Consider the following 18,639-nt stretch of genomic DNA (forward strand, 5'->3'; position numbering starts at 1 on the left):
GGAAACATGACTGGATTTGCTTTTTTGCGTGTAATGCGAGGCGGGGTCTGGGGCTTAGCCTCGTCAAGCAGATCGCCGAAAACCCTGTCGGAAAAGTCGGCATCGAAAGCGGTCCGTCGGGAACAAAACTATCGATCCAGCTCTAACATGCTGCAAGTGGGGGGCCATGTAATTGTGTGGCAATTGTTCGCTTCGAATGTCCGGTCATCGTCATGACCGGAGGCCAGCGAGCAACATGCCCATCAATTCGCATTCACACCGTCGATTTTTCAACCAGCCCCTTTTCAACCAGCCATCCAGGGCATCGTTCCTGGGGTTTATTGCCTTGCTGATAACGGCAGCCGTTTCCGGCTGCGCTGCCGTGCCGCTCAAGGAAGCAGGAACGCTTGCCTCCTACAAGAACCTTGGTCCGTCGAAGGGGACGCTCGCCAAGAAACGGCTCTATGTCGACGGGCAGCAGCTGGCACGGGTAAAGACGGTCGCCATCGTCCCGACGGTCTTCTCTTTCAGTGCTGCGTCCAAAATCAAGTCCGAGACCGACCGGTCCCTGGTTTCCAATGCTCTCGACCGGGCCCTGTGCGCGGCACTGAGTGACAAATACCAGATGGTCCCGGCCGGTCAGCCGGCAGATCTGACCGTTCGCTCGGTTGTCGCCGACATCGTTCCGACCAACAAGGCAGTTGCCGGGGTCGCGACCGTCGTCAGCGTCGGTTCGGGCTTTGCCCTGCCTGTGAGCGTACCGCGCCTCCCCTTCGGCCTTGGCGGCCTGGCGATCGAAGCCGAAGCCGTCGACGCCACGGGAATGCAAAATGCCGCAATGCTATGGGCGCGTGGCGCAAACTCCATTCAGGACAATCCCCGCGTTTCCGAGGTCGGGGACGCCTATGGTCTCGCAGCGAAATTCGCCGGCGACTTCTCACGGGTGCTGATCGCCGGAAAGGAACCGAAGGGACTGAACCTTTCGCTTCCGTCGAGGCAGCGCGCCCGCTCCTGGCTCGGCGGAAAGCCGAAATATGCTGCCTGCGATGCGTTCGGCCGCGCACCCGGAGTGCTTGGCGCGCTCGCCTCGAAGTACGGTGCTCCGCCGCAGTGGACGGAAAGGAAGCCAGAGCCCGCCACAACGCATTGACGGAGGGCCAACCGAGCGGCCATCCAGCCGCTCCGCGAAGGTTTGGAAGAGGCTCCAAGGAATCGACCAGCCTCGCTGGTCGAGGACGGGCGGAGACAGTGCCGGAACCCCGCGGCATTACTCTCCCCGCCTGCACTTTACCTGCAGCGAGCGTCAGATCCTGACGATCTCGCCGAATGGCGACTTGCCCCATTGACAAGTGCTCGATCCATCCAGGAAGACGTCGCAGGGGACGACCCGATGCAACATTCTTTCCTTTGCATAGAGACATTGTATTCTGATGTCGCAGACACACTTCGACTTGAGGAAAGAGTATGCGTGTCGACCATTCTAAAATTCGTTCGAAGACAGGATCTGGCCTGGCCGGCTCGCCCGGCGACCTGAAGCGCCAGGTCATGACATGCCGGAACGGTCGGCACCATCTGAGGTGCATGGCGCTCGGTGTGATCATTGTTGCCGCATCGTCTTTGAGCTCGCCGGCGTCCGCCGCCAATGTTCTCGAACGAGCGATCGAGGCCGCTCAGCCCTGCAAGCCTTTGAAGGTCAGGCAGCAGGTTTTGGGCGTCAAGGTCGAACTGGGCATCGACGAGCTCGACTTCGTCAAAATCGACACGATCGAGATCAGAGTGAACGGGGATTTGGCCGAGGCAAGCGCACTCGGCACGCTCGCATGCAAAACGTCGGACGATGCCCCTCTCAAGGGCGGCTTTTCAGCAAAGGCTCGAATTCACCTGCAGGCAAATCTCGCCACCTGCATAACGAACGCAAGTTCGATCGATATCATCGAGGCAGAGGGAGAGTTTGGTGACGTTGTCACGACGTTCGAACCCGAGATTTCGGCCGCCCTTCGCAAGGGCGTGGAGAGTGCGTTGAAGAAGCTCTGCGCGAGCTGAAATCGAAGGGGATATGTGAAACGAGGCGATCGGTCTGCAAGCCGGCAGCTCCGTGCCTCACGCGGCGTCGTCAACGGAGATAGTGGATGAGCGGCCGGGCGTGATAGGGCGAGGCTTCGACGCGCGCATCCACCGAGAAAACATCCCTGAGGACCTCTTCGGTCAAGACTTCGGCCGGTGTGCCGGACGCAACGATCTTCCCGCTTTGCATGACGATCAGCTCGTCACAAAACATGGCCGCATGGTTGAGGTCGTGCAGGGCAATGATGCTGGTGACCGGCAGACCGGAGACGAGCCGCATGAGGCTGATCTGGTGCTGGATATCGAGATGGTTGGTCGGTTCGTCGAGGATCAGTTCTTTTGGCGACTGCGCCAGAGCTCTTGCGATATGGGCGCGCTGCTTCTCCCCACCGGACAGGCTCTGCCAGCGATCATGGCGCTTGCCGGTCATGCCGGCCCGCTTCAACGCTTCCTCAACCGCCTGATCGTCTGCGAGCGTCCAGCCGGAAAACATCGAACGGTGCGGAAAGCGTCCGAGCTTGACGACATCCACGACCCTGAGATCGGCGTTTGTTGTCGAATTCTGTTCAACGAAGGCGACGCGCTGCGCGATCGTGCGGCGTCCGATTGTCCCTATGTCCTTCAAATCGAGCGAGATGCGCCCGGAATTGGGGCGCTTCAGGCCGGCCAGAAGCCGCAGCAGTGACGTCTTTCCGGAGCCGTTCGGGCCAAGAAGGCCGAGCATCTTTCCCGGTGGCGCTTCGAAGGAGACGCCATCAATTATGGTCTTCCTGCCAATTTTCCAGACGAGGTTTTCGGCTTTGATGCTCATGATGCGCGCTGGAACCGGTAGAGAATGACGGAGAAGAAGGGAACGCCAACCAGCGCCGTGACGACCCCGATCGGTAGGACCTGCTGCGGGATGAGCGCGCGCGAGGCAATGTCGGCAAGCACCATGAAGATTGCGCCGACAATGGCGCAGGCTGGGAGAAGCCGGATATGAAGCGGACCGACGACGAAGCGCGCCGCATGCGGCACGACCAGACCGACGAAGCCGATCGAGCCGACCATGCTGACGATCGTGGCCGTCATCATTGCGGTAAGCGCAAACAGCACGATGCGGACCCTTCCGACGTTGACACCGAGAGATGCGGCTGCTTCATCACCGAAGGCAAAAGCATCCAGAACCCTGGCATAGAACAGGCAGACGACAAGCCCGAAGCCGACGATAGCAGAAACCAGCATGAACTCCGGCCAGCGCACGCCGCCGAAGCTGCCGAGCAGCCAGAACATGACGTCGCGAGCCTGCTGCGCATTGCCTGAAGTCGTGACCACGTAGGATGTGGCAGCGTTGAAGAGCTGCGAAGCGGCAACACCTGCAAGAATTGTCCGGTCAGCGCCGCCACGCGTACCGTTGGACAGCAGCGCCACGAAAAAAAAGGCCGCAAATGCGCCGGCAAAAGCCCCGGCCGACAGCGAAACCGCACCTGCACCAACGCCGAGAATGACGATGGCGACTGCGCCGGTGGACGCGCCGGCGGAGATACCGAGCACATAGGGCTCGGCCAGCGGGTTGCGAAGCAGCGATTGCATGATCGCACCCGACAGAGCCAGCCCCACGCCGCAGAAAGCGGCCACGAGCGCGCGGCTGAGGCGATAATCCCAGATCACGGTCTCGTGGATGCGGTTGAGTTCCACCGCCGTCCATCCCAGCCTGTTCGTGACGGCGGCAAAGGTCGTGGTAAGCGGGATCGGCAGGTCGCCGATCCCGACACTGATGCCGACGACCAGGCCGACCGCCACAAGGGAGGCCAACAGGAGGACACCGAAGGGGGCAGCCTGCTGGAGGGAGCGGTTCGGGGCGGTCACTTGATCAGGCCGAGCGCTTTCAGTTGTTCGGCCACCTGTTCGGCGCCGTAGATGGTGCGGATCGTCGGGTTCATGGCCTGGCCGTCCATGACGACGATTGCCTTGTTTTTCACCGCCGGCATCTGGCTGACGGCCGGATCGCTGTTCAGGAACTTGATCTTGGCCTCCGGCTTGTCGAGTTCCCAGCGGTTGCGGTCGAGATTGGCCACGACGATGACATCCGGATTGGCGGCTATGATGCTTTCCCACCCGAGCGTCGGCCATTCGGCTTCTGCGGTGACGGCATTCTTGCCGCCGAGGAGATCGGCGATGAAGCCGGATGCGGCGTTCTTGCCCCCGAGATAGGCGTCCGCGGAAGGAGACTGGCTGGAGAACCAAAAGACGTAGGAAAGCTGCTTGCCATCCTTGGGCACGCTGGCGCGCAATGCCGCCTCACGCTTCTTGAAGTCGGCGATCAGCGCCTGACCACGATCGGCGACGTCAAAAATCTGCGAAAGCTCGTCGATCTCCTTGTACAGCAGATCCATGTTCCAGAGCTGGTCGCGGCTGCCGTACTCGTTCTTGACCTTTTCGGTGCTGAGGCAGGTACTGGGCGAAATGTAGCTTGGTATGCCGACCTTGTCGAAGTCCTCGCGCTTGGCGACCTTGCTCGTCGGTCCGATCAGGCTTGGCAAGGCCGCTGCCACAAAATCCGGGTTCTGCGCCAGAATCGACTCGAAGGTCGGAAACTCGACAGACAGAAGCTTGACCTTCTCATTGGCTTCGGCGAGCTGCGGCAGAACCTTGCTCGGCCAGAATGCGGTGCCGGCCATTTTGTCTTCCAGACCGAGAAGCAGCATGATCTCCGCGCTGTTCTGGCCAAGTCCGATGGCTCGCTCCGGAGCCCTGGCGATGGTGACCTTCGCGCCGCAATTGTCGAGCGTCAGCGGATACGTGGTCGGCGCGGACAATGCCGGCGTCGCGATCAGGCCGAGTACGGTGAGCAGTCCGGGAACCGTAAGGGACTTGAAAACTTTCATGAAAACTTCCTGTTCTTCGAGCCCCAGCATGGGGATTCTAAGGGCGCGGGCGGTATAACCCGCTTTCCCGAGGAAAAACAAGAGTAATGCAGTCATCTTTGGCAATGGCAGATGCTGGTTCCCGTTCCCCAACGGCCGAGCTGCTTGAGAAAACGAGGAATAGGCTCGATCGGGGCGGCTCCAAATTGACTACTGGAACTGCCGGCCGATCAGCGACTTCATCGCGTTGCAATGGAGGCGGGGGGCTTGGCGGAGGACTTTCGCGGTATGAGGGTCGGCGCCGAAACGCGGATCCGGTCCTCTGCCGAAACGGCACCGCTTGTGAGCAGATCCAACGCGTTTGATGCAATCTGCTCAAAGGGGACGCGCAGTGTGGTCAGCGGGGTTGGAAGATGGCTGACGATCGGGATATCGTTATATCCGACGACCGATACATCGTTGGGCACGGAAATCCCAAGGCGCGAAAGACCGGAAAGAGCGCCGATCGCGGTATTGTCGTTCACGGCAAAAATCGCCGTAGGACGATCGTCCAAGCGCATGAGCTGCTCGGCCGCATCTGCGCCCGTATCGATTCCGAAGGTCGACGGAACAATGCAGTCCGGACGGTTCAATACCCCTGCCTCTTCCAGTGCCTGCCTGTAGCCTTCGACGCGTCCGAGCGCGCTGGAGGCGTATGACGGACCGGCGATCACGCCGATACGACGGTGACCAAGGTCCAGGAGGTGGCGCGTCGCCAGATAACCACCCAGCCGGTCGTCGCCAATCGAAGAAAGGCTCCGTCCGTCGGTGCGCAGAGCCAGGACAAGAGGCACGCCCCGGGCCACCAGCTCATCAGGGAAGTCATCGTCCTCGCGCGCGGTCGACAGGATCAATCCGTCAACGCCACGCTTTAGAAGTGACTCGGCGGCAAGTCGATCGGCTTTGGGCTTGTCATCGGTCGTCGCGACAATGGCAAAGCGACCGCTTTTGCTGCACGCCTTCGCCAGGGCCTCGTAGAGCATCGCCATGACCGTATCGGTTAGCCGGGGGACAATCACGCCGACCGTCATCGTGTTGCCGCGTCTCAGGCTCGCAGCTGAGACGTCTCGGACATAACCCATGTCTTCGGCGATTTTGCGAACGCGGCGCGACGTTTCGTTGTCGGACCGGGGAAGCCGCTCGTCGAGGATGCGTGATACCGTGGATTTGGAAACGCCGGCCGCCGACGCAACATCCAGGATGGTGACGCGTGTCTGGCGGTTGCCTTCTTCGGCCTTTGAATCCATTTCACTTTTTCCCATCTGCAGCGTTCTCGCGATTGAGGCCTCAAGCATGCATTAAAAAAATTGTTGACTCCAGTAAAATCGGAAACGATAGTGGGAACGTTCCCATTAACGATCCCGTCGCTGATCGCATAGGCGGACAGTGGCTATCTAGGAGGAGATACCCCGATGCAAGCAATGGATTTGAGAGGCCTGAGCCCGGCACCCGTCACCGCATTCACGCGCGACGGAGAGGTCGACTACGCGGCCAATGCCCGCATCGCCAAGTGGCTTGCCGGCATGGACGGCGTGAAGAGCCTCGTCATTCTTGGCCATGCCGGCGAAGGTACGTTCCTGACCGAGGAAGAGCGCCTGAAGCTCATCCGCACCTATGTTGAAGCGGTCAATGGTCAACTTCCCATCATTGCAGGTATCACCGGTGAGGGCACAAAGGTTGCGGCGGAAGAAGCCAAGAAGTGCAAGGCTGCGGGCGCGACCGGCGCGCTGGTCTACCCGAACCACGGCTGGCTGCGTTTCGGGTTTCAAAAAGGCGCGCCGCAGGATCGCTACAAGGCGATTTGGCAAGAATCAGGCCTGCAGTGCATCCTGTTCCAGTATCCGGATGCCACAAAGGCCTCCTACGATATCGACACGCAGCTTGCGATTGCGACCCAGGACGGGGTCGTTGCCACCAAGAACGGCGTCCGCAACATGAAGCGCTGGTACGTCGAGATTCCGCAACTCAAGAAGGCCAACCCGAACCTGCAGATCCTGAGCTGCCATGACGAATGGCTGCTGCCGACCATGTTCGACGTTGACGGCCTGCTTGTCGGCTACGGCAATATTGCACCGGAGCTACTGATCGACCTGATCAAGGCAGGAAAGGCGCAAAACTATCCGCAAGCCCGCCAGATCTTCGAACGTCTCCTTCCGGTCACCCGTGCTGTCTATCACCGTGGCTCCCATATGGAAGGAACCGTGGCCCTGAAGCTCGGGCTCGTCCATCGTGGTGTGCTTGACCATGCCACCATTCGCGAGCCGCTGAAGAATCTGGGCGAAAAGGCAGAAGCCGAAATCTTCGCCGCCTTCGAGGCCGCGGGCATCGGCCGGGTCGAGCAGTTGATCGCAGCGGAGTGACTGAGAAAGCCCCCGTCGTTCGAACGGGGGCGTCTTCTTAGGGGAGGAAAATTGCGGTCGCATCGGGAGTGACGCGCCGCCGCAGTCGCACGGTCTGTTACGACATGCATACCTCGCCGACGAGAGAGCTTCCGGATCCACAGCCGCACCCAAAAGGATCCCGAAGTGAGCCATCCAACGTGTAGGTTCGAAGCCAGGCCGGGAGAGGGCCGGGCACAGGGAGGAAAACATGAATATGGAACAGCGCATAACCGCGCCGTCACCGGTTGTCGATCCACAAGCAGAAATCAGAGCACGCCTTGAACGGTTGCCAGTGACCCGGGAGGTGTTCTGGGCCCGAAACATCGTCGGCGCCGCGACATTCTTTGACGGTTACACCGTGATCGCCATCGCCTATGCGATGCCGGTTCTTGTCCGCGAATGGGGTTTGACGCCAGGACAGACGGGAATGATCCTGTCGATGGGTTACCTCGGGCAATTGATCGGCGCGGTCTGCTTTGGCTGGCTCGCTGAGCGGATCGGCCGCCTGAAAGTGCTGCTATTTACGATCCTGCTATTCGTCAGCATGGACATCGCATGCCTCTTTGCGGCCGGCGCCGGCATGATGATGGCATTCCGCTTCGTCCAAGGCATCGGAACCGGCGGCGAAGTTCCGGTCGCCAGTGCCTATATCAACGAACTGATCGGCTCGAAGGGGCGCGGCCGCTTTTTCCTGCTGTTTGAGGTCATGTTCCTTCTCGGCCTCGTCGGCGCGGGCCTGATCGGCTACTTCATGGTCCCAGTCTACGGCTGGAAGGCGATGTTTGTCGTCGGCCTGGTCCCTGCAATCCTCATGATCCCCCTGCGCTGGTTCCTCCATGAATCTCCCCGCTGGCTGGTCGCCAACGGCCGCTATGAAGAAGCCGACCGTATTGTCACCAAGTTGGAGAACAGCGCCCGTGCCGGCGGCAAGGAACTGCCGGAGCCGAAAGTCGTGGCCGCTCCTGCCCGCCGCAGATCCGACTGGCGCGAACTTTTCCAGGGCATTTACCTGAAGCGCACGCTGTCGATCTGGGCCATGTGGTTCTGCGCCTATATGGTCGCCAATGGCACGATCACCTGGCTTCCGACCCTCTATCGCCAGACGTTCAACCTGCCGCTTGAAACCAGTATTTTCTACGGCTTCGTCACCTCGGTCGGTGGCGTGATTGCGGCCGTTATCTGCGCACTGCTCATCGACAAGGTCGGCCGTAAGCGCTGGTATACAGGCGCCCTTTTGATCGCACCGATCCCGCTCGTCATCCTTGCCTGGCTGGGTGCGACGTCGGCGATCCAGGTTCTCATCCTCGCCGGTCTCGCCTACGCCATCGTCCAGACCGTAACGTTCTCGCTCTACCTCTATTCGGCGGAGATCTACCCGACCCGTCTTCGTGCCATTGGCACGGGCACAGGCAGCGCCTGGCTGCGTCTCGGGTCCTCTGCCGGTCCTATCGCGGTAGGATGGGTCATGTCATCGATGGGCATCCAGTACGTTTTCGGCGCCTTCGCAGCAATCCTGCTGGTCGGCGCCCTGGTAACGGCCCTCTTCGCGGTCGAAACCAAGGGGCGCGTCCTGGAGGAATTGTCGCCGTAATATCTACCGTCCGCATTCGAAAGGACCCGAGAAGGCTTGGCGGGTAAGCACCAAGCCTTCTCAGGCAAAATCCTGCATCCGTTTGGTGGATTCGGTTGATTGATCCGGGGTTCGATCCCGCTCAAGGTAACGGCCAAACTCGTCAAAGGCGCGACGAGACTTCTCTTCGGTGCAGTTCCTTGCCCGTTTCGGGTCGTACAGCATCGAGCGAATTCGGATTATGCCGCGATTGCCGCTTCGCGATAGCCGTGCCCTTCAAGGTACAAGGACAGCCGCTCCACTCAGGCGGCCGGCACGCAGATCGTCAAGCGCCGCATTGGCATCTGCAAGCCGATAGGTTTTCGTGTGGGTGCGCACATCCGCCTGGCGGGCGACGGGAAAGAATTCCTCGGCGTCTTTGCGCGTCAGATTGGCGACCGAAACCACGCTTCGCTCGCCCCAGATCAGCGCATAGGGCATTGCGGGCAGATCACTCATGTGGATACCGCCGCAGACGACCCGGCCTCCCTTTCGCACCACCTTCAACGCCGCCGGCACGAGTTCGCCAACCGGTGCAAAGATGATCGCCGCATCGAGCGCGACGGGCGGGCGCCCGTCCGAGCCTCCCGCCCAGACGGCGCCGAGACCGCGTGCGAAGCGTTGTGCCGCCACATCGCCGGGGCGCGAGAACGCATAGACGTCGCGACCCTGCCAGCGACAGATCTGCGCGATGATATGCGCGGCCGCGCCGAAGCCGTAGAGCCCGATCCTCTTGCCGTCGCCGGCCTTCTTCAGCGAACGCCAGCCGATCAGGCCGGCACAGAGGAGCGGGGCAAGTGCGACAGGATCGGCCTGGCTGTCGAGCACAAAGGCATAATCGGCATCCGCAACGACATGGGTGGCAAAGCCTCCGTCGCGGGTATAGCCGGTAAATTGCGGCTCATCGCAAAGATTTTCCTCTCCGCTCCGGCAAAACGAGCAGCAGCCGCATGTATGACCAAGCCAGGGCACGCCGACCCTTTGCCCCACGCGCGACGGCGCTATTCCTTCCCCGACAGTCTCGACGATGCCGACGATCTCATGGCCGGGAACGAGCGGCAGCTTCGGGTTCGCAAGATCGCCGTCGCAGACATGAAGATCGGTCCTGCACACCGCGCAGGCTTCGACCCTCAGCATCAATTGTCCTTTTGCGGGCACGGGATCCGGCCGGTCGACCGGACGCAGGGGCATCCCGATTGCCTCAAGGATCATAGCTTTCATCAACCGTTCCTCATCTTCATGATGCCATGATCCTGAAATCGCGGCAAACCGGCATTGACGGTTGTCAAAGACGGCTCGCGCCCGTTCCTCGCTCTTATGGAGAGTTCCCTTCACGGGAGATGTTGATCCAGCTCAATGAGCCGAGCTGCGTGTCGTGATTGGCTTTGCAGGAGCAGGGAGACCTAGAAATGGATCGTCGTCGCTGGCAAGACCACGCCGCCTTTATCGTCGGGATATGGCTCATCGCCGCCCCCTGGGCACTCGGAAGCTTCAGCCCGGATTCCGTTCCTCTCGGTGCGGCGGCGTGGAATTTCCTTGTCTGTGGAGTTGCCGTCGCCATCCTTTGCGCGACGGCACTCGCATCCTACCGCTTATGGGAGGAATGGGTTAACCTCCTGATCGGTATCTGGCTTATCGCTTCGCCATGGATGCTCCATGACGTCGAAAAGCGGCCCTTTGTTTGGAATGCATTGATCTGCGGCATTCTTCTCGTCGTCCTCGGCATATCGGCACTTTACGGCACGAAACCGTCCGAGCGTCGCTGAAGAACAGGCCGGCGAGGACTGGACCAGCCAATGATGACATTGCTGATGACAACGGAAGCATTCCAGCGCCTCAGCCTGGCGCTTGCGATCGGCATCCTGGTCGGTATCGAGCGCGGCTGGCAGGAGCGAGAGGCGGCACCGGGCGGAAGGGTCGCAGGCATTCGCACCTATGGCCTTTCAAGTTTCCTTGGTGGCCTATGCGGCTTCCTTCAGCCCGCAACAGGACCGATCCTGCCGACGACGGTCTTTGTGTTCTTTTGCATCACAATTCTCGTTTTCAGCTCCATGCAGGCGGCGCGCGACGAGGATTACAGCGCGACCGCTGCCATTGCCGCGATATCGGTTTTCGTGCTTGGTTTCAGCGCCGTAGTTGCCGACATGACGACGACTGCGGCGAGTGCCGTTGCAATAACGGTGCTTCTGGCGGCACGCGAACCGTTGCATGGGTTTCTTCGGCGGCTGACCTGGCTCGAACTCAGGGCCGCCTTGATCCTGCTGACGATGACGGTCGTCATCTTGCCCATCCTGCCCGACAAGCCGATCGATCCCTGGCAGGCGATCAATCCCTTCGAGCTCTGGATGATGACGATCCTCGTGGGCGCCGTCTCTTTTTTTGGTTACATCCTGATCAAGATCAGCGGCGCACGCGCCGGAATCCTGATGACCGGCGCAAGCGGCGGCATCGTTTCCTCGACGGCGTTGACACTTTCCTTTGCTCGCCAGTCGATCCAGGTACCTGCGCTCTCGTCCCTGCTTTCTGCAGGGGCGATGCTGGCTGGAGCGGTATCCCTCACCCGGGCGCTTCTGATCTGCGGCGTGATTGCGCCAGCGGTTCTGTGGGAGCTTGCGCCATTGCTCGCTCCAGCGGCGGCAGTCTTTGCTATCGGTGGCGGCCTCGCCGGGGCGCTACGGCGTCCGGAAGACAGTTCCAACTTCTCGCCGCGAAACCCGCTCGAGGTTATGGTGGCGCTGCGTTTTGCTCTTGTTCTTGCCGTCGTGACAATCCTGACGCGGGCGACCCTGGTCGTCTTTGGAACAAGATCGCTGCCGGTCCTCGCCTTCGTGACAGGATTGGGCGATCTCGACGCGATAACGCTTTCGGTTGCGAAACTGACGTCGATCCAGCTCTCCGCGGATGCGGCCGCCCGCGCCATAGCGGTCGCGGCTTTCGCCAATCTTCTCGCAAAAGCTGTTCTTGCAGCAGTCATGGGGAGCCTCGCCTACGCGGTTCGTCTGGCGATCGCAACCGCAGCGGCGGCTCTTGCCGGACTTGCGGGCTTTCTTCTGACATGAGTGCTCGCCGTGACGACTGCCTCCGAGAATTGAGACATGTCAATGCGAGGCTTCGAAGGGATGCGAGAGTGTTGAGGATCTGGTCTCATCGTTTTCCGTTCGGGGGTCTCCCAATGAAACAACACCTCTTTCTTCCACTCCTCACCTATCCGGATATGACTTCCGAGTTCATGATCGCCAATGCGGTCGCACTTGCTCACCACATGCAGGCGACACTCACCGTCTGTGCGGTGGAGATCACGATTCCCGATGTTTCCAATGCGCTATCGTCGCTGATCATCGACGCCGCGAAGATGGCGCGGGATGCCGAGGCTCTCAGCCGTAAGCGCGCCTCGGTCCTGACCCAAAAGGCGCTCGATCAGGCGAAGGCCGCTTCCGTCGATGTGCGTCTGCGCGAGATCAAGGCGGGTGAGCCTTTCGTCGCTGAAGCGCTTGCGGAAACATCGCGTGCCTATGATCTCGTGCTTCTGGAATTGGCGGGTGTCTCCCGCCCGATCGTTGAGGCAGTCCTGTTTGCCTCCGGCAGGCCGCTCATCCTTTATCCCGCCGCACCGTTCGGCGGGAGGCTGGCTCACGTCGCTATCGCCTGGGACGGCAGCAGGGCCGCCGCGCGCGCTGCCCATGACGCCTCGCCCTTCCTGGAGCGGGCATCCAAGGTCTGCCTGCTCTCCGTCATCGACGAGAAGCCGGTCAAATTCGATACGGGCGACCATCTTGTCGAAAATCTGCTCAAGAGCGGGGTGATGGCGGAGACGGTGCGGGCGCATGCAGGCAGCGAGCCGATTGGCGAAGTCTTGCAGACCAAAGCCTTCGAGTGGCGTGCCGATCTGCTCGTCATGGGCGGCTTCGGCCATTCGCGTCTGCGTGAATTCGTGCTCGGCGGCGCAACCGACGCCGTGCTGACCAATATCACGCTGCCCATCCTGTTGTCGCATTAAGGACTGACCGACCATGTTCAAGGATCGTCTTCGCAGCAAGTCGCTCTGGGGTCGCATCGTCAATGCCGACGAGGCCGCCAAGCTGATTACCGACGGCATGACCGTCGGCATGAGCGGCTTCACGCGCGCCGGCGAGGCCAAGGCCGTGCCGCTGGCATTGGCGGAAAAGGCAAAGCGTGATCCGCTGAAGATTACGCTGATGACCGGCGCATCGCTCGGTAACAATCTCGACAGGACGCTTGTCGAAGCCCACGCCATTGCCCGCCGCATGCCTTTCCAGTCCGATGCCGTCATGCGCAAGGCGATCAACGCCGGCGAGGTGATGTTCATCGACCAGCACCTGTCGGAAACGGTCGAGTTCCTGCGCAGCGGCCAGTTGGCACCCGTCGACATCGCCGTCATCGAGGCGACCGCGATCACCGAAGACGGCGGCATCGTGCCGACCACCTCCGTCGGCAATTCGGCGAGTTTCGCCATCCTGGCGCCGAAGGTGATCGTCGAGATCAACCTGTCGCAGCCGGAAGCGCTCGAAGGGCTCCATGATATCTATATCCCGACCAGGCGGCCAAGTCGCGAGGCGATCCCGGTCGTGGCACCCGACAGCCGCATCGGCGTGCCCTTCATTCCAATCCCGCCGGAAAAGATCGCGGCTATCGTCCTTACGCAAAGCAGCGACAGCGCGTCCACGGTGGAAGCGCCGGATGCGCAGACGAATGCGATTGCCGGTCATCTCACCGAATTCCTGCTCAACGAAGTGCGCCATGCCAGGCTGACGGAGCGCCTGTTGCCACTTCAGGCAGGCATTGGCACGATCGCCAACGCGGTTCTCCAGGGGTTCACCGAGACACCCTTCCACGATCTCACCATGTATTCTGAGGTGCTGCAGGATTCGACCTTCGATCTCATGGATGCCGGCAAGCTGAATTTCGCCTCGGGGTCCTCGATGACACTGTCGACGGAGAAGCATTTGCGGGTATTTTCCGCGATCGAGCGCTACAAGCAGCGGCTGATCTTGCGCCCACAGGAGATCAGCAACCATCCTGAGGTCATCCGCCGCCTCGGCATCATCGCCATCAACACGGCCCTGGAACTCGACATCTATGGCAATGTCAATTCGACCCATGTCGGCGGCACGCACATGATGAACGGTATCGGCGGCTCCGGCGATTTCGCCCGCAACGCCTATATGTCGATCTTCGTGACGAAGTCGCTCGCCAGGGACGGTGCGATTTCACGCGTCGTGCCAATGGTCAGCCATGTCGACCATACTGAGCACGATGTCGATATCCTCGTGACGGAGATCGGCCTTGCCGATCTGCGCGGCCTGGCGCCGCGGGAGCGGGCGGAAGTCATCATCGCCAACTGTGCGCATCCGAATTATCGCGAGGCACTGGCGGATTATTACAAGCGGGCGCTGCTGCGCGGCGGGCAAACGCCGCATCTGATTGAGGAAGCGCTCGGCTGGCACGACAATCTGCGCCGGACAGGCAAGATGCTTGCGTAGCCACCCGTTGCGACCTGATGAAATTCGCCAGGGGTGGCATCAGCCGTCCGGTGCTGGCCACGCTCGCTGCGAACCTGAACACGGAAATGACGCGCGATGACCTGTTCGGGCGGACAGGTGGCCACGAGCTCAATTCCTCACGGTCCCGGCTCTACCATGTGCGGCGGGCCAGCGTCCTGCAAGGCAGCGGCATCGATGCTCGCATCGCGGATCATGGCGTATTTGACCTGCGTGACCTTCAAGTCACGGTACCAGTCGACCAGTGCGCCCCACGGGTCGGTTATCTTGGAAAGGCCGGAGATGAAGGCGACGACGGTGCCGATCTCGGTCTTGCCGGTGACGACCCGCCGAGCGCGAAGATGCCCGCATATCCCAGCTGCGTCATCAGGTTCATCAGGAAGTTCATCGTGAACTTGATCCTGTAGATGCTCATATTGGTCGAAAAGAGCGTCTGGATGCGGTCGCTCTGAGCATTCAACGTCTCGCTGGTAACCACGTGCTCGACCATGCCTTCGCTGACATGGCGCATGACGGTGATCTTGCTCGCCACCCGGCGATTAATGGCCGATTGCATCATGGGAACGAAGCCCACCTGGGGAAAAAAGACGATGGCGACGGCAAACGCCATCAGCGGCTGCAGGAAGATCATGTAGCCGCCGACGGCAACGAGGATGCCGGCCTGCAGCAGCGGCTCGGAGATGCTGGTGCCGACGAAGCCGCCGACGGGTTCGGCTTCGGCGAGCATGATCGAGAGCTGTACGCCTTCGGCAAGCGCATCGAGCGGCGCCTCTCGCGAGCGTTCCGAGACAGCGAGCACCGACATGCGCAGCCAGCGGATCGCGACTTCGCCGATCCAGCTGCGATAAAGGTTGAGCAATAGCTTGGTCAAGCTCTCCAGCAGCACGAGGCCGAGATAGGCAAGGACGAGGAGGAGGATGGCGGGATAGGGCGCGCCCTGCGTCATGGCATTGATGATGCGCCTCTGGACCTCCAGCGGTGCTGTGCCGGCGAGAAAGAGGAGGATCACAACGCCCGCGATCGCAGTCTGGTGGCTACGGCCCATGAGGAGTACGAAACCGAACAGGTTTCTCGGCATCTTCCCTTCGTCCTCTGCTGTGTTGATGGAATAGAATATCGCCGCATGGTCGTCGTTGCGCGGTTTAAAGCCTTGCGCCATGATCGGCGTCAAAATTGAGGAATGGATCGCTACTGGATCACCGAGTTCTGAGGGTGGAAGGGCGCGTGCCGTCGGCCTGCGGCTTGATCCAGAGGATGCTGAATACGCTGGCGATCATGAGAAGGAGGATGATCAACAGAAGTCTGCGCAACGACGTTTCCCGGCAGGGCGGAGAGGCTGCTCCGGCAGAACAGGCGGGCAGCTTGCGCGCCCCGCCATTTTCCATGCCGCGCAAAGCCTGACCTTGATCGTCGTCAAAGTCCGGAACGAAGCTATCAGCGGGCGCTATCGTCGAGCTCCTCGAGCGCGTCGAGCAGGCGTTTCTGGATCTCGGCCTCCTGCCGGTTGATGGCGACGACAAGCCTGCGCATCGCGCCGCGCATGCCGTGGAGCTGGTCGACGAGCTCCATGACGACGTCGACGCCGGCCTCGTTGACGCCCATTTGGCGTGTGAGGTCGAGGATCAGGCGGGCGCGGGCAAGATCGGCATCCCGGAACCGGCGCCGGCCCTCGGAAATATCGGGGGCGAGCCAGCCCTGCTCGACCCACAGATCGAGCTCGGTCACGTCAATTTTGAGGTAGAGACGGAATTCGCGATCGTCCATGGTCAGGCCTCCATGTTCTTTCTCGGATCCTGTGTGTCGGCTGCCGCCCAGTCCTTGGCGAAGGCGGTCAGCTGTTCGTCGGGCTGTTCGGGCAGCATGATCTTCAGCGTCACATAGACGTCACCGGCGTCGCCGCCGCGCTTGGCAACACCCTTGCCCTTGAGGCGCAGCACCTTGCCGCTGCTGGAATTCGCCGGCAGCGTCAGGTTGACCGGCCCCGAAGGCGTCGGCACGCGCACCTTTCCGCCGAGTACCGCTTCTCTCAAGGTGACGGGCAGATCGAGGCGGATGTCGTCGCCGTCGCGGGTGAAGAAACGGTGCGGGCGCACGTGGACGTCGATCAGCGCATCGCCGGCCGGCCCGCCGCCGAAGCCGGGTTCTCCCTTGCCGCGCAGGCGCAGCGTCTGGCCGTCACGCGTGCCGGGCGGGATCTTGACGTCGAGTGCCGGCCCGTCCGGCAGCCGCACCTGGCTCTGGGCGCCGTTCACGGCATCGAGGAAATCCACCTCCATCGAGAAGCGCCGGTCCTCGCCCTTTGCGCGGAACTGGGCACCGCGGCTGCCGCCGCCAGCGCGGCGCGAGAAGAAGCTTGCGAAGAGATCGTCGGCGTCTCCAAAATCGGCAAAGCCGGCGCCGTTGTGATAGGCGTCGCCCGGGCCGCCCGAGGAGGCATAGTCTCGATAATAGTTGCGGGGCGCCTGTTCGGATCCCGTGACGTCAATCTCGCCACGATCGAAGCGGCCGCGCTTCTCTTCGTCGCTCAGGATTTCATAGGCGGCAGAAATCTCCTTGAACTTCGCCTCCGCCTTCTTGTCGCCGGGGTTCAGGTCGGGGTGTAGCTTCTTGGCAAGCTTGCGGAATGCCCCCTGAATTTCTTTCTGGGTGGCATCCCGTTTCACGCCCAGAAGCTCGTATGGATCTTGGCTCATACATGTCTCCGTGTAAGGGCAGCGAATACTGCGGACTGCAATCCGCCTTGATATAGGTTGCCGCTCCGATGTCGGGGAGGGGAGGAGGGCAGCGTCCTGTCATTCGGCTTGGCTGGAAGGGCCGGAGCTCCTACGGTGGGCAGGAAGCGCCGCCCGGCCGTTCCCCTCTTCGCTGGCAGTCCAGGCGGAAGGCACGAGGAGCAGTACCGCGCAGGCAACCGTGCCCAAGGCCGAGTGTGGCATGCCCCAAAGCAAAGGAGCCAGGACCCGGCAAGCCATGTGCCCAGATCAAAGTCAAAATTGACGTATCCGCGGCTGTTTCTCATGCCGCCGCCGGTGTCTCTCCGGCGATATCCAGCACCATCCGGCCTTCGATCGTTCCCGCTTTCAGGCCGGCAAAGATATTATTGATATCGTCAAGCGGCGCCCTGGTGATCTCGGCCCGGACGCGGCCATCGGCGGCGAAGGCGAGCGCTTCGTCGAGATCGCGGCGCGTACCGACGATCGAGCCGCGCACGGTAATGCGCTTCAGCACGACGTCGAAGATCGGCGTCGGGAAGCTGCCAGGCGGCAGTCCGACAAGGCTGACGGTACCCTTCCGGCGCACTATGGAAAGCGCCTGCGAGAAAGCCGGCGGGGAGACGGCGGTGACAAGCACGCCATGTGCGCCGCCGCTTGTCGCCTTCAACACCTTCTCTATCACGTCTTCAGAGTGCGCGTTGAGCGCAAGATCGGCGCCAACCTCACGAGCGAGGTCGAGCTTGGCGGCGGCGATATCGAGGGCGACCACCTTGAGGCCCATCGCCTTGGCATATTGGATCGCAACATGGCCAAGGCCGCCGACGCCCGAGATCGCTACCCATTCGCCGGGCCGGGCTTCGGTTTCCTTGAGACCTTTGTATGTCGTAACACCGGCGCAGAGGATCGGTGCGATCTCGGCGAAATTCACGTCATCGGGAAGGCGTGCGGCAAAGGCTGCAGAGGCGATGACATATTCGGCAAAGCCGCCATCGCAGCTGTAGCCGGAATTGTGCTGATGTTCGCAAAGCGTTTCCCAGCCGGTCTCGCAATATTCGCAACGCAGGCAGGCGTCGTGCAGCCAGGCGACGCCGACGGCATCGCCTTCCTTGAATTCAGTGACGCCGGGGCCGAGAGCGGCAACGATGCCTGCCGCTTCGTGGCCTGGAATGAAGGGCGGCGTCGGCTTGACGGGCCAGTCGCCGTCGGCTGCATGCAGGTCGGTATGGCAGACGCCACAGGCGACCACCTTCACCAGTATTTCGCCCGGTCCGGGAACTGGCACCGGCACGCATTCGATTACAAGCGGCTTGCCGAATTCACGCACCACCGCCGCCTTCATCATCTTGCCCGTCATGATCTTCATCCTTTCGCGATGATTGTCCGGCGTGATGATGAAGGGGACGCCCACCGGCGCATTGATCCATCGCAAGACAGACGCGTCCGGTGTCGCAGGTCGGGGCGCGCCCGTCCGGATGCTGCCTGAAGGGC

General features: G+C 61.4%; 16 protein-coding genes and 1 pseudogene. 8 read left to right on the forward strand and 9 right to left on the reverse strand.

The genetic code is table 11. The features are described 5' to 3' along the window. Window positions 1-235: 235 nt before the first annotated feature. Entirely contained in the window at window positions 236-1,129 is an 894-nt protein-coding gene (locus tag J2X71_RS36755) for a DUF3313 domain-containing protein (RefSeq protein WP_310390344.1), read from the forward strand. A 314-nt stretch (window positions 1,130-1,443) separates the two neighbouring features. Further along, on the forward strand, window positions 1,444-2,022 hold the full coding sequence (locus tag J2X71_RS36760; protein WP_310390345.1) for a hypothetical protein: 579 nt from the start codon (window positions 1,444-1,446) through the stop codon (window positions 2,020-2,022). Window positions 2,023-2,092: 70 nt separating this feature from the next. On the opposite strand, the gene J2X71_RS36765 is transcribed toward J2X71_RS36760, so the two are convergent. The 4 genes from J2X71_RS36765 to J2X71_RS36780 form a co-directional block, all read right to left on the reverse strand. Next, entirely contained in the window at window positions 2,093-2,854 is a 762-nt protein-coding gene (locus tag J2X71_RS36765; RefSeq protein ID WP_310390346.1) for an ABC transporter ATP-binding protein, read from the reverse strand. Beyond that, window positions 2,851-3,891, reverse strand: coding sequence for an iron ABC transporter permease (locus J2X71_RS36770; protein WP_310390347.1), 1,041 nt, complete (start codon window positions 3,889-3,891; stop codon window positions 2,851-2,853). The genes J2X71_RS36765 and J2X71_RS36770 overlap by 4 nt, the downstream gene beginning before the upstream one ends. Then, window positions 3,888-4,910, reverse strand: coding sequence for an ABC transporter substrate-binding protein (locus J2X71_RS36775; protein ID WP_310390348.1), 1,023 nt, complete (start codon window positions 4,908-4,910; stop codon window positions 3,888-3,890). The genes J2X71_RS36770 and J2X71_RS36775 overlap by 4 nt, the downstream gene beginning before the upstream one ends. A gap of 218 nt (window positions 4,911-5,128) precedes the next feature. Beyond that, complete coding sequence (locus J2X71_RS36780) at window positions 5,129-6,175, reverse strand: LacI family DNA-binding transcriptional regulator (RefSeq protein ID WP_310390349.1); 1,047 nt, start codon at window positions 6,173-6,175, stop codon at window positions 5,129-5,131. 165 nt (window positions 6,176-6,340) lie between these two features. Here J2X71_RS36780 and J2X71_RS36785 point away from each other — a divergent pair, with 165 nt between their 5' ends. Both J2X71_RS36785 and J2X71_RS36790 read left to right on the forward strand, forming a co-directional pair. Further along, on the forward strand, window positions 6,341-7,288 hold the full coding sequence (locus tag J2X71_RS36785; protein WP_310390350.1) for a dihydrodipicolinate synthase family protein: 948 nt from the start codon (window positions 6,341-6,343) through the stop codon (window positions 7,286-7,288). A 229-nt stretch (window positions 7,289-7,517) separates the two neighbouring features. Then, window positions 7,518-8,900 carry an MFS transporter gene (locus J2X71_RS36790; protein ID WP_310390351.1) on the forward strand — a complete coding sequence of 461 codons (1,383 nt, stop codon included), beginning with the start codon at window positions 7,518-7,520 and terminating at the stop codon, window positions 8,898-8,900. Window positions 8,901-9,155: 255 nt separating this feature from the next. Here J2X71_RS36790 and J2X71_RS36795 read toward each other — a convergent pair whose 3' ends face one another. Beyond that, window positions 9,156-10,139, reverse strand: a complete 984-nt coding sequence (locus J2X71_RS36795; RefSeq protein WP_310390352.1) for a zinc-dependent alcohol dehydrogenase family protein — start codon at window positions 10,137-10,139, stop codon at window positions 9,156-9,158. Window positions 10,140-10,327: 188 nt separating this feature from the next. On the opposite strand from J2X71_RS36795, the gene J2X71_RS36800 reads away from it, so the two are divergent. From J2X71_RS36800 to J2X71_RS36815, 4 genes are all read left to right on the forward strand, one after another. Beyond that, window positions 10,328-10,684, forward strand: a complete 357-nt coding sequence (locus tag J2X71_RS36800; RefSeq protein ID WP_310390353.1) for an SPW repeat protein — start codon at window positions 10,328-10,330, stop codon at window positions 10,682-10,684. 30 nt (window positions 10,685-10,714) lie between these two features. Then, the gene (locus tag J2X71_RS36805; RefSeq protein ID WP_310390354.1) at window positions 10,715-11,977 is read left to right on the forward strand and encodes a DUF4010 domain-containing protein; all 1,263 of its coding nucleotides are present in this window, start codon (window positions 10,715-10,717) and stop codon (window positions 11,975-11,977) included. Window positions 11,978-12,090: 113 nt separating this feature from the next. After that, on the forward strand, window positions 12,091-12,915 hold the full coding sequence (locus tag J2X71_RS36810) for a universal stress protein (protein WP_310390355.1): 825 nt from the start codon (window positions 12,091-12,093) through the stop codon (window positions 12,913-12,915). Window positions 12,916-12,928: 13 nt separating this feature from the next. Further along, entirely contained in the window at window positions 12,929-14,419 is a 1,491-nt protein-coding gene (locus J2X71_RS36815; protein ID WP_310390356.1) for an acetyl-CoA hydrolase/transferase family protein, read from the forward strand. A 137-nt stretch (window positions 14,420-14,556) separates the two neighbouring features. Here J2X71_RS36815 and J2X71_RS36820 read toward each other — a convergent pair. The 4 genes and pseudogenes from J2X71_RS36820 to adhP form a co-directional block, all read right to left on the reverse strand. Continuing rightward, window positions 14,557-15,515: pseudogene (locus tag J2X71_RS36820) on the reverse strand (ABC transporter ATP-binding protein). A gap of 356 nt (window positions 15,516-15,871) precedes the next feature. Then, the gene (locus J2X71_RS36825; RefSeq protein WP_310390357.1) at window positions 15,872-16,201 is read right to left on the reverse strand and encodes a chaperone modulator CbpM; all 330 of its coding nucleotides are present in this window, start codon (window positions 16,199-16,201) and stop codon (window positions 15,872-15,874) included. 2 nt (window positions 16,202-16,203) lie between these two features. Then, window positions 16,204-17,130, reverse strand: coding sequence for a DnaJ C-terminal domain-containing protein (locus tag J2X71_RS36830; protein ID WP_310390358.1), 927 nt, complete (start codon window positions 17,128-17,130; stop codon window positions 16,204-16,206). A gap of 322 nt (window positions 17,131-17,452) precedes the next feature. Then, window positions 17,453-18,505 carry an alcohol dehydrogenase AdhP gene (gene adhP / locus J2X71_RS36835; protein WP_310390382.1) on the reverse strand — a complete coding sequence of 351 codons (1,053 nt, stop codon included), beginning with the start codon at window positions 18,503-18,505 and terminating at the stop codon, window positions 17,453-17,455. Window positions 18,506-18,639 lie beyond the last annotated feature (134 nt).

Source organism: Rhizobium sp. 1399 (assembly GCF_031455475.1).
Taxonomy (GTDB): Bacteria; Pseudomonadota; Alphaproteobacteria; order Rhizobiales; family Rhizobiaceae; genus Rhizobium.

Coding starts and splice junctions, on each gene's coding strand:
- J2X71_RS36785 (WP_310390350.1), top strand. CDS start 6,341: ATGCAAGCAATGGATTTGAGAGGCCTGAGCCCGGCACCCGTCACCGCA.
- J2X71_RS36765 (WP_310390346.1), bottom strand. CDS start 2,854: ATGAGCATCAAAGCCGAAAACCTCGTCTGGAAAATTGGCAGGAAGACC.
- J2X71_RS36780 (WP_310390349.1), bottom strand. CDS start 6,175: ATGGATTCAAAGGCCGAAGAAGGCAACCGCCAGACACGCGTCACCATC.
- J2X71_RS36760 (WP_310390345.1), top strand. CDS start 1,444: ATGCGTGTCGACCATTCTAAAATTCGTTCGAAGACAGGATCTGGCCTG.
- J2X71_RS36755 (WP_310390344.1), top strand. CDS start 236: ATGCCCATCAATTCGCATTCACACCGTCGATTTTTCAACCAGCCCCTT.
- J2X71_RS36800 (WP_310390353.1), top strand. CDS start 10,328: ATGGATCGTCGTCGCTGGCAAGACCACGCCGCCTTTATCGTCGGGATA.
- J2X71_RS36810 (WP_310390355.1), top strand. CDS start 12,091: ATGAAACAACACCTCTTTCTTCCACTCCTCACCTATCCGGATATGACT.
- J2X71_RS36805 (WP_310390354.1), top strand. CDS start 10,715: ATGATGACATTGCTGATGACAACGGAAGCATTCCAGCGCCTCAGCCTG.
- J2X71_RS36775 (WP_310390348.1), bottom strand. CDS start 4,910: ATGAAAGTTTTCAAGTCCCTTACGGTTCCCGGACTGCTCACCGTACTC.
- adhP (WP_310390382.1), bottom strand. CDS start 18,505: ATGACGGGCAAGATGATGAAGGCGGCGGTGGTGCGTGAATTCGGCAAG.
- J2X71_RS36815 (WP_310390356.1), top strand. CDS start 12,929: ATGTTCAAGGATCGTCTTCGCAGCAAGTCGCTCTGGGGTCGCATCGTC.
- J2X71_RS36825 (WP_310390357.1), bottom strand. CDS start 16,201: ATGGACGATCGCGAATTCCGTCTCTACCTCAAAATTGACGTGACCGAG.
- J2X71_RS36830 (WP_310390358.1), bottom strand. CDS start 17,130: ATGAGCCAAGATCCATACGAGCTTCTGGGCGTGAAACGGGATGCCACC.
- J2X71_RS36790 (WP_310390351.1), top strand. CDS start 7,518: ATGAATATGGAACAGCGCATAACCGCGCCGTCACCGGTTGTCGATCCA.
- J2X71_RS36795 (WP_310390352.1), bottom strand. CDS start 10,139: ATGAAAGCTATGATCCTTGAGGCAATCGGGATGCCCCTGCGTCCGGTC.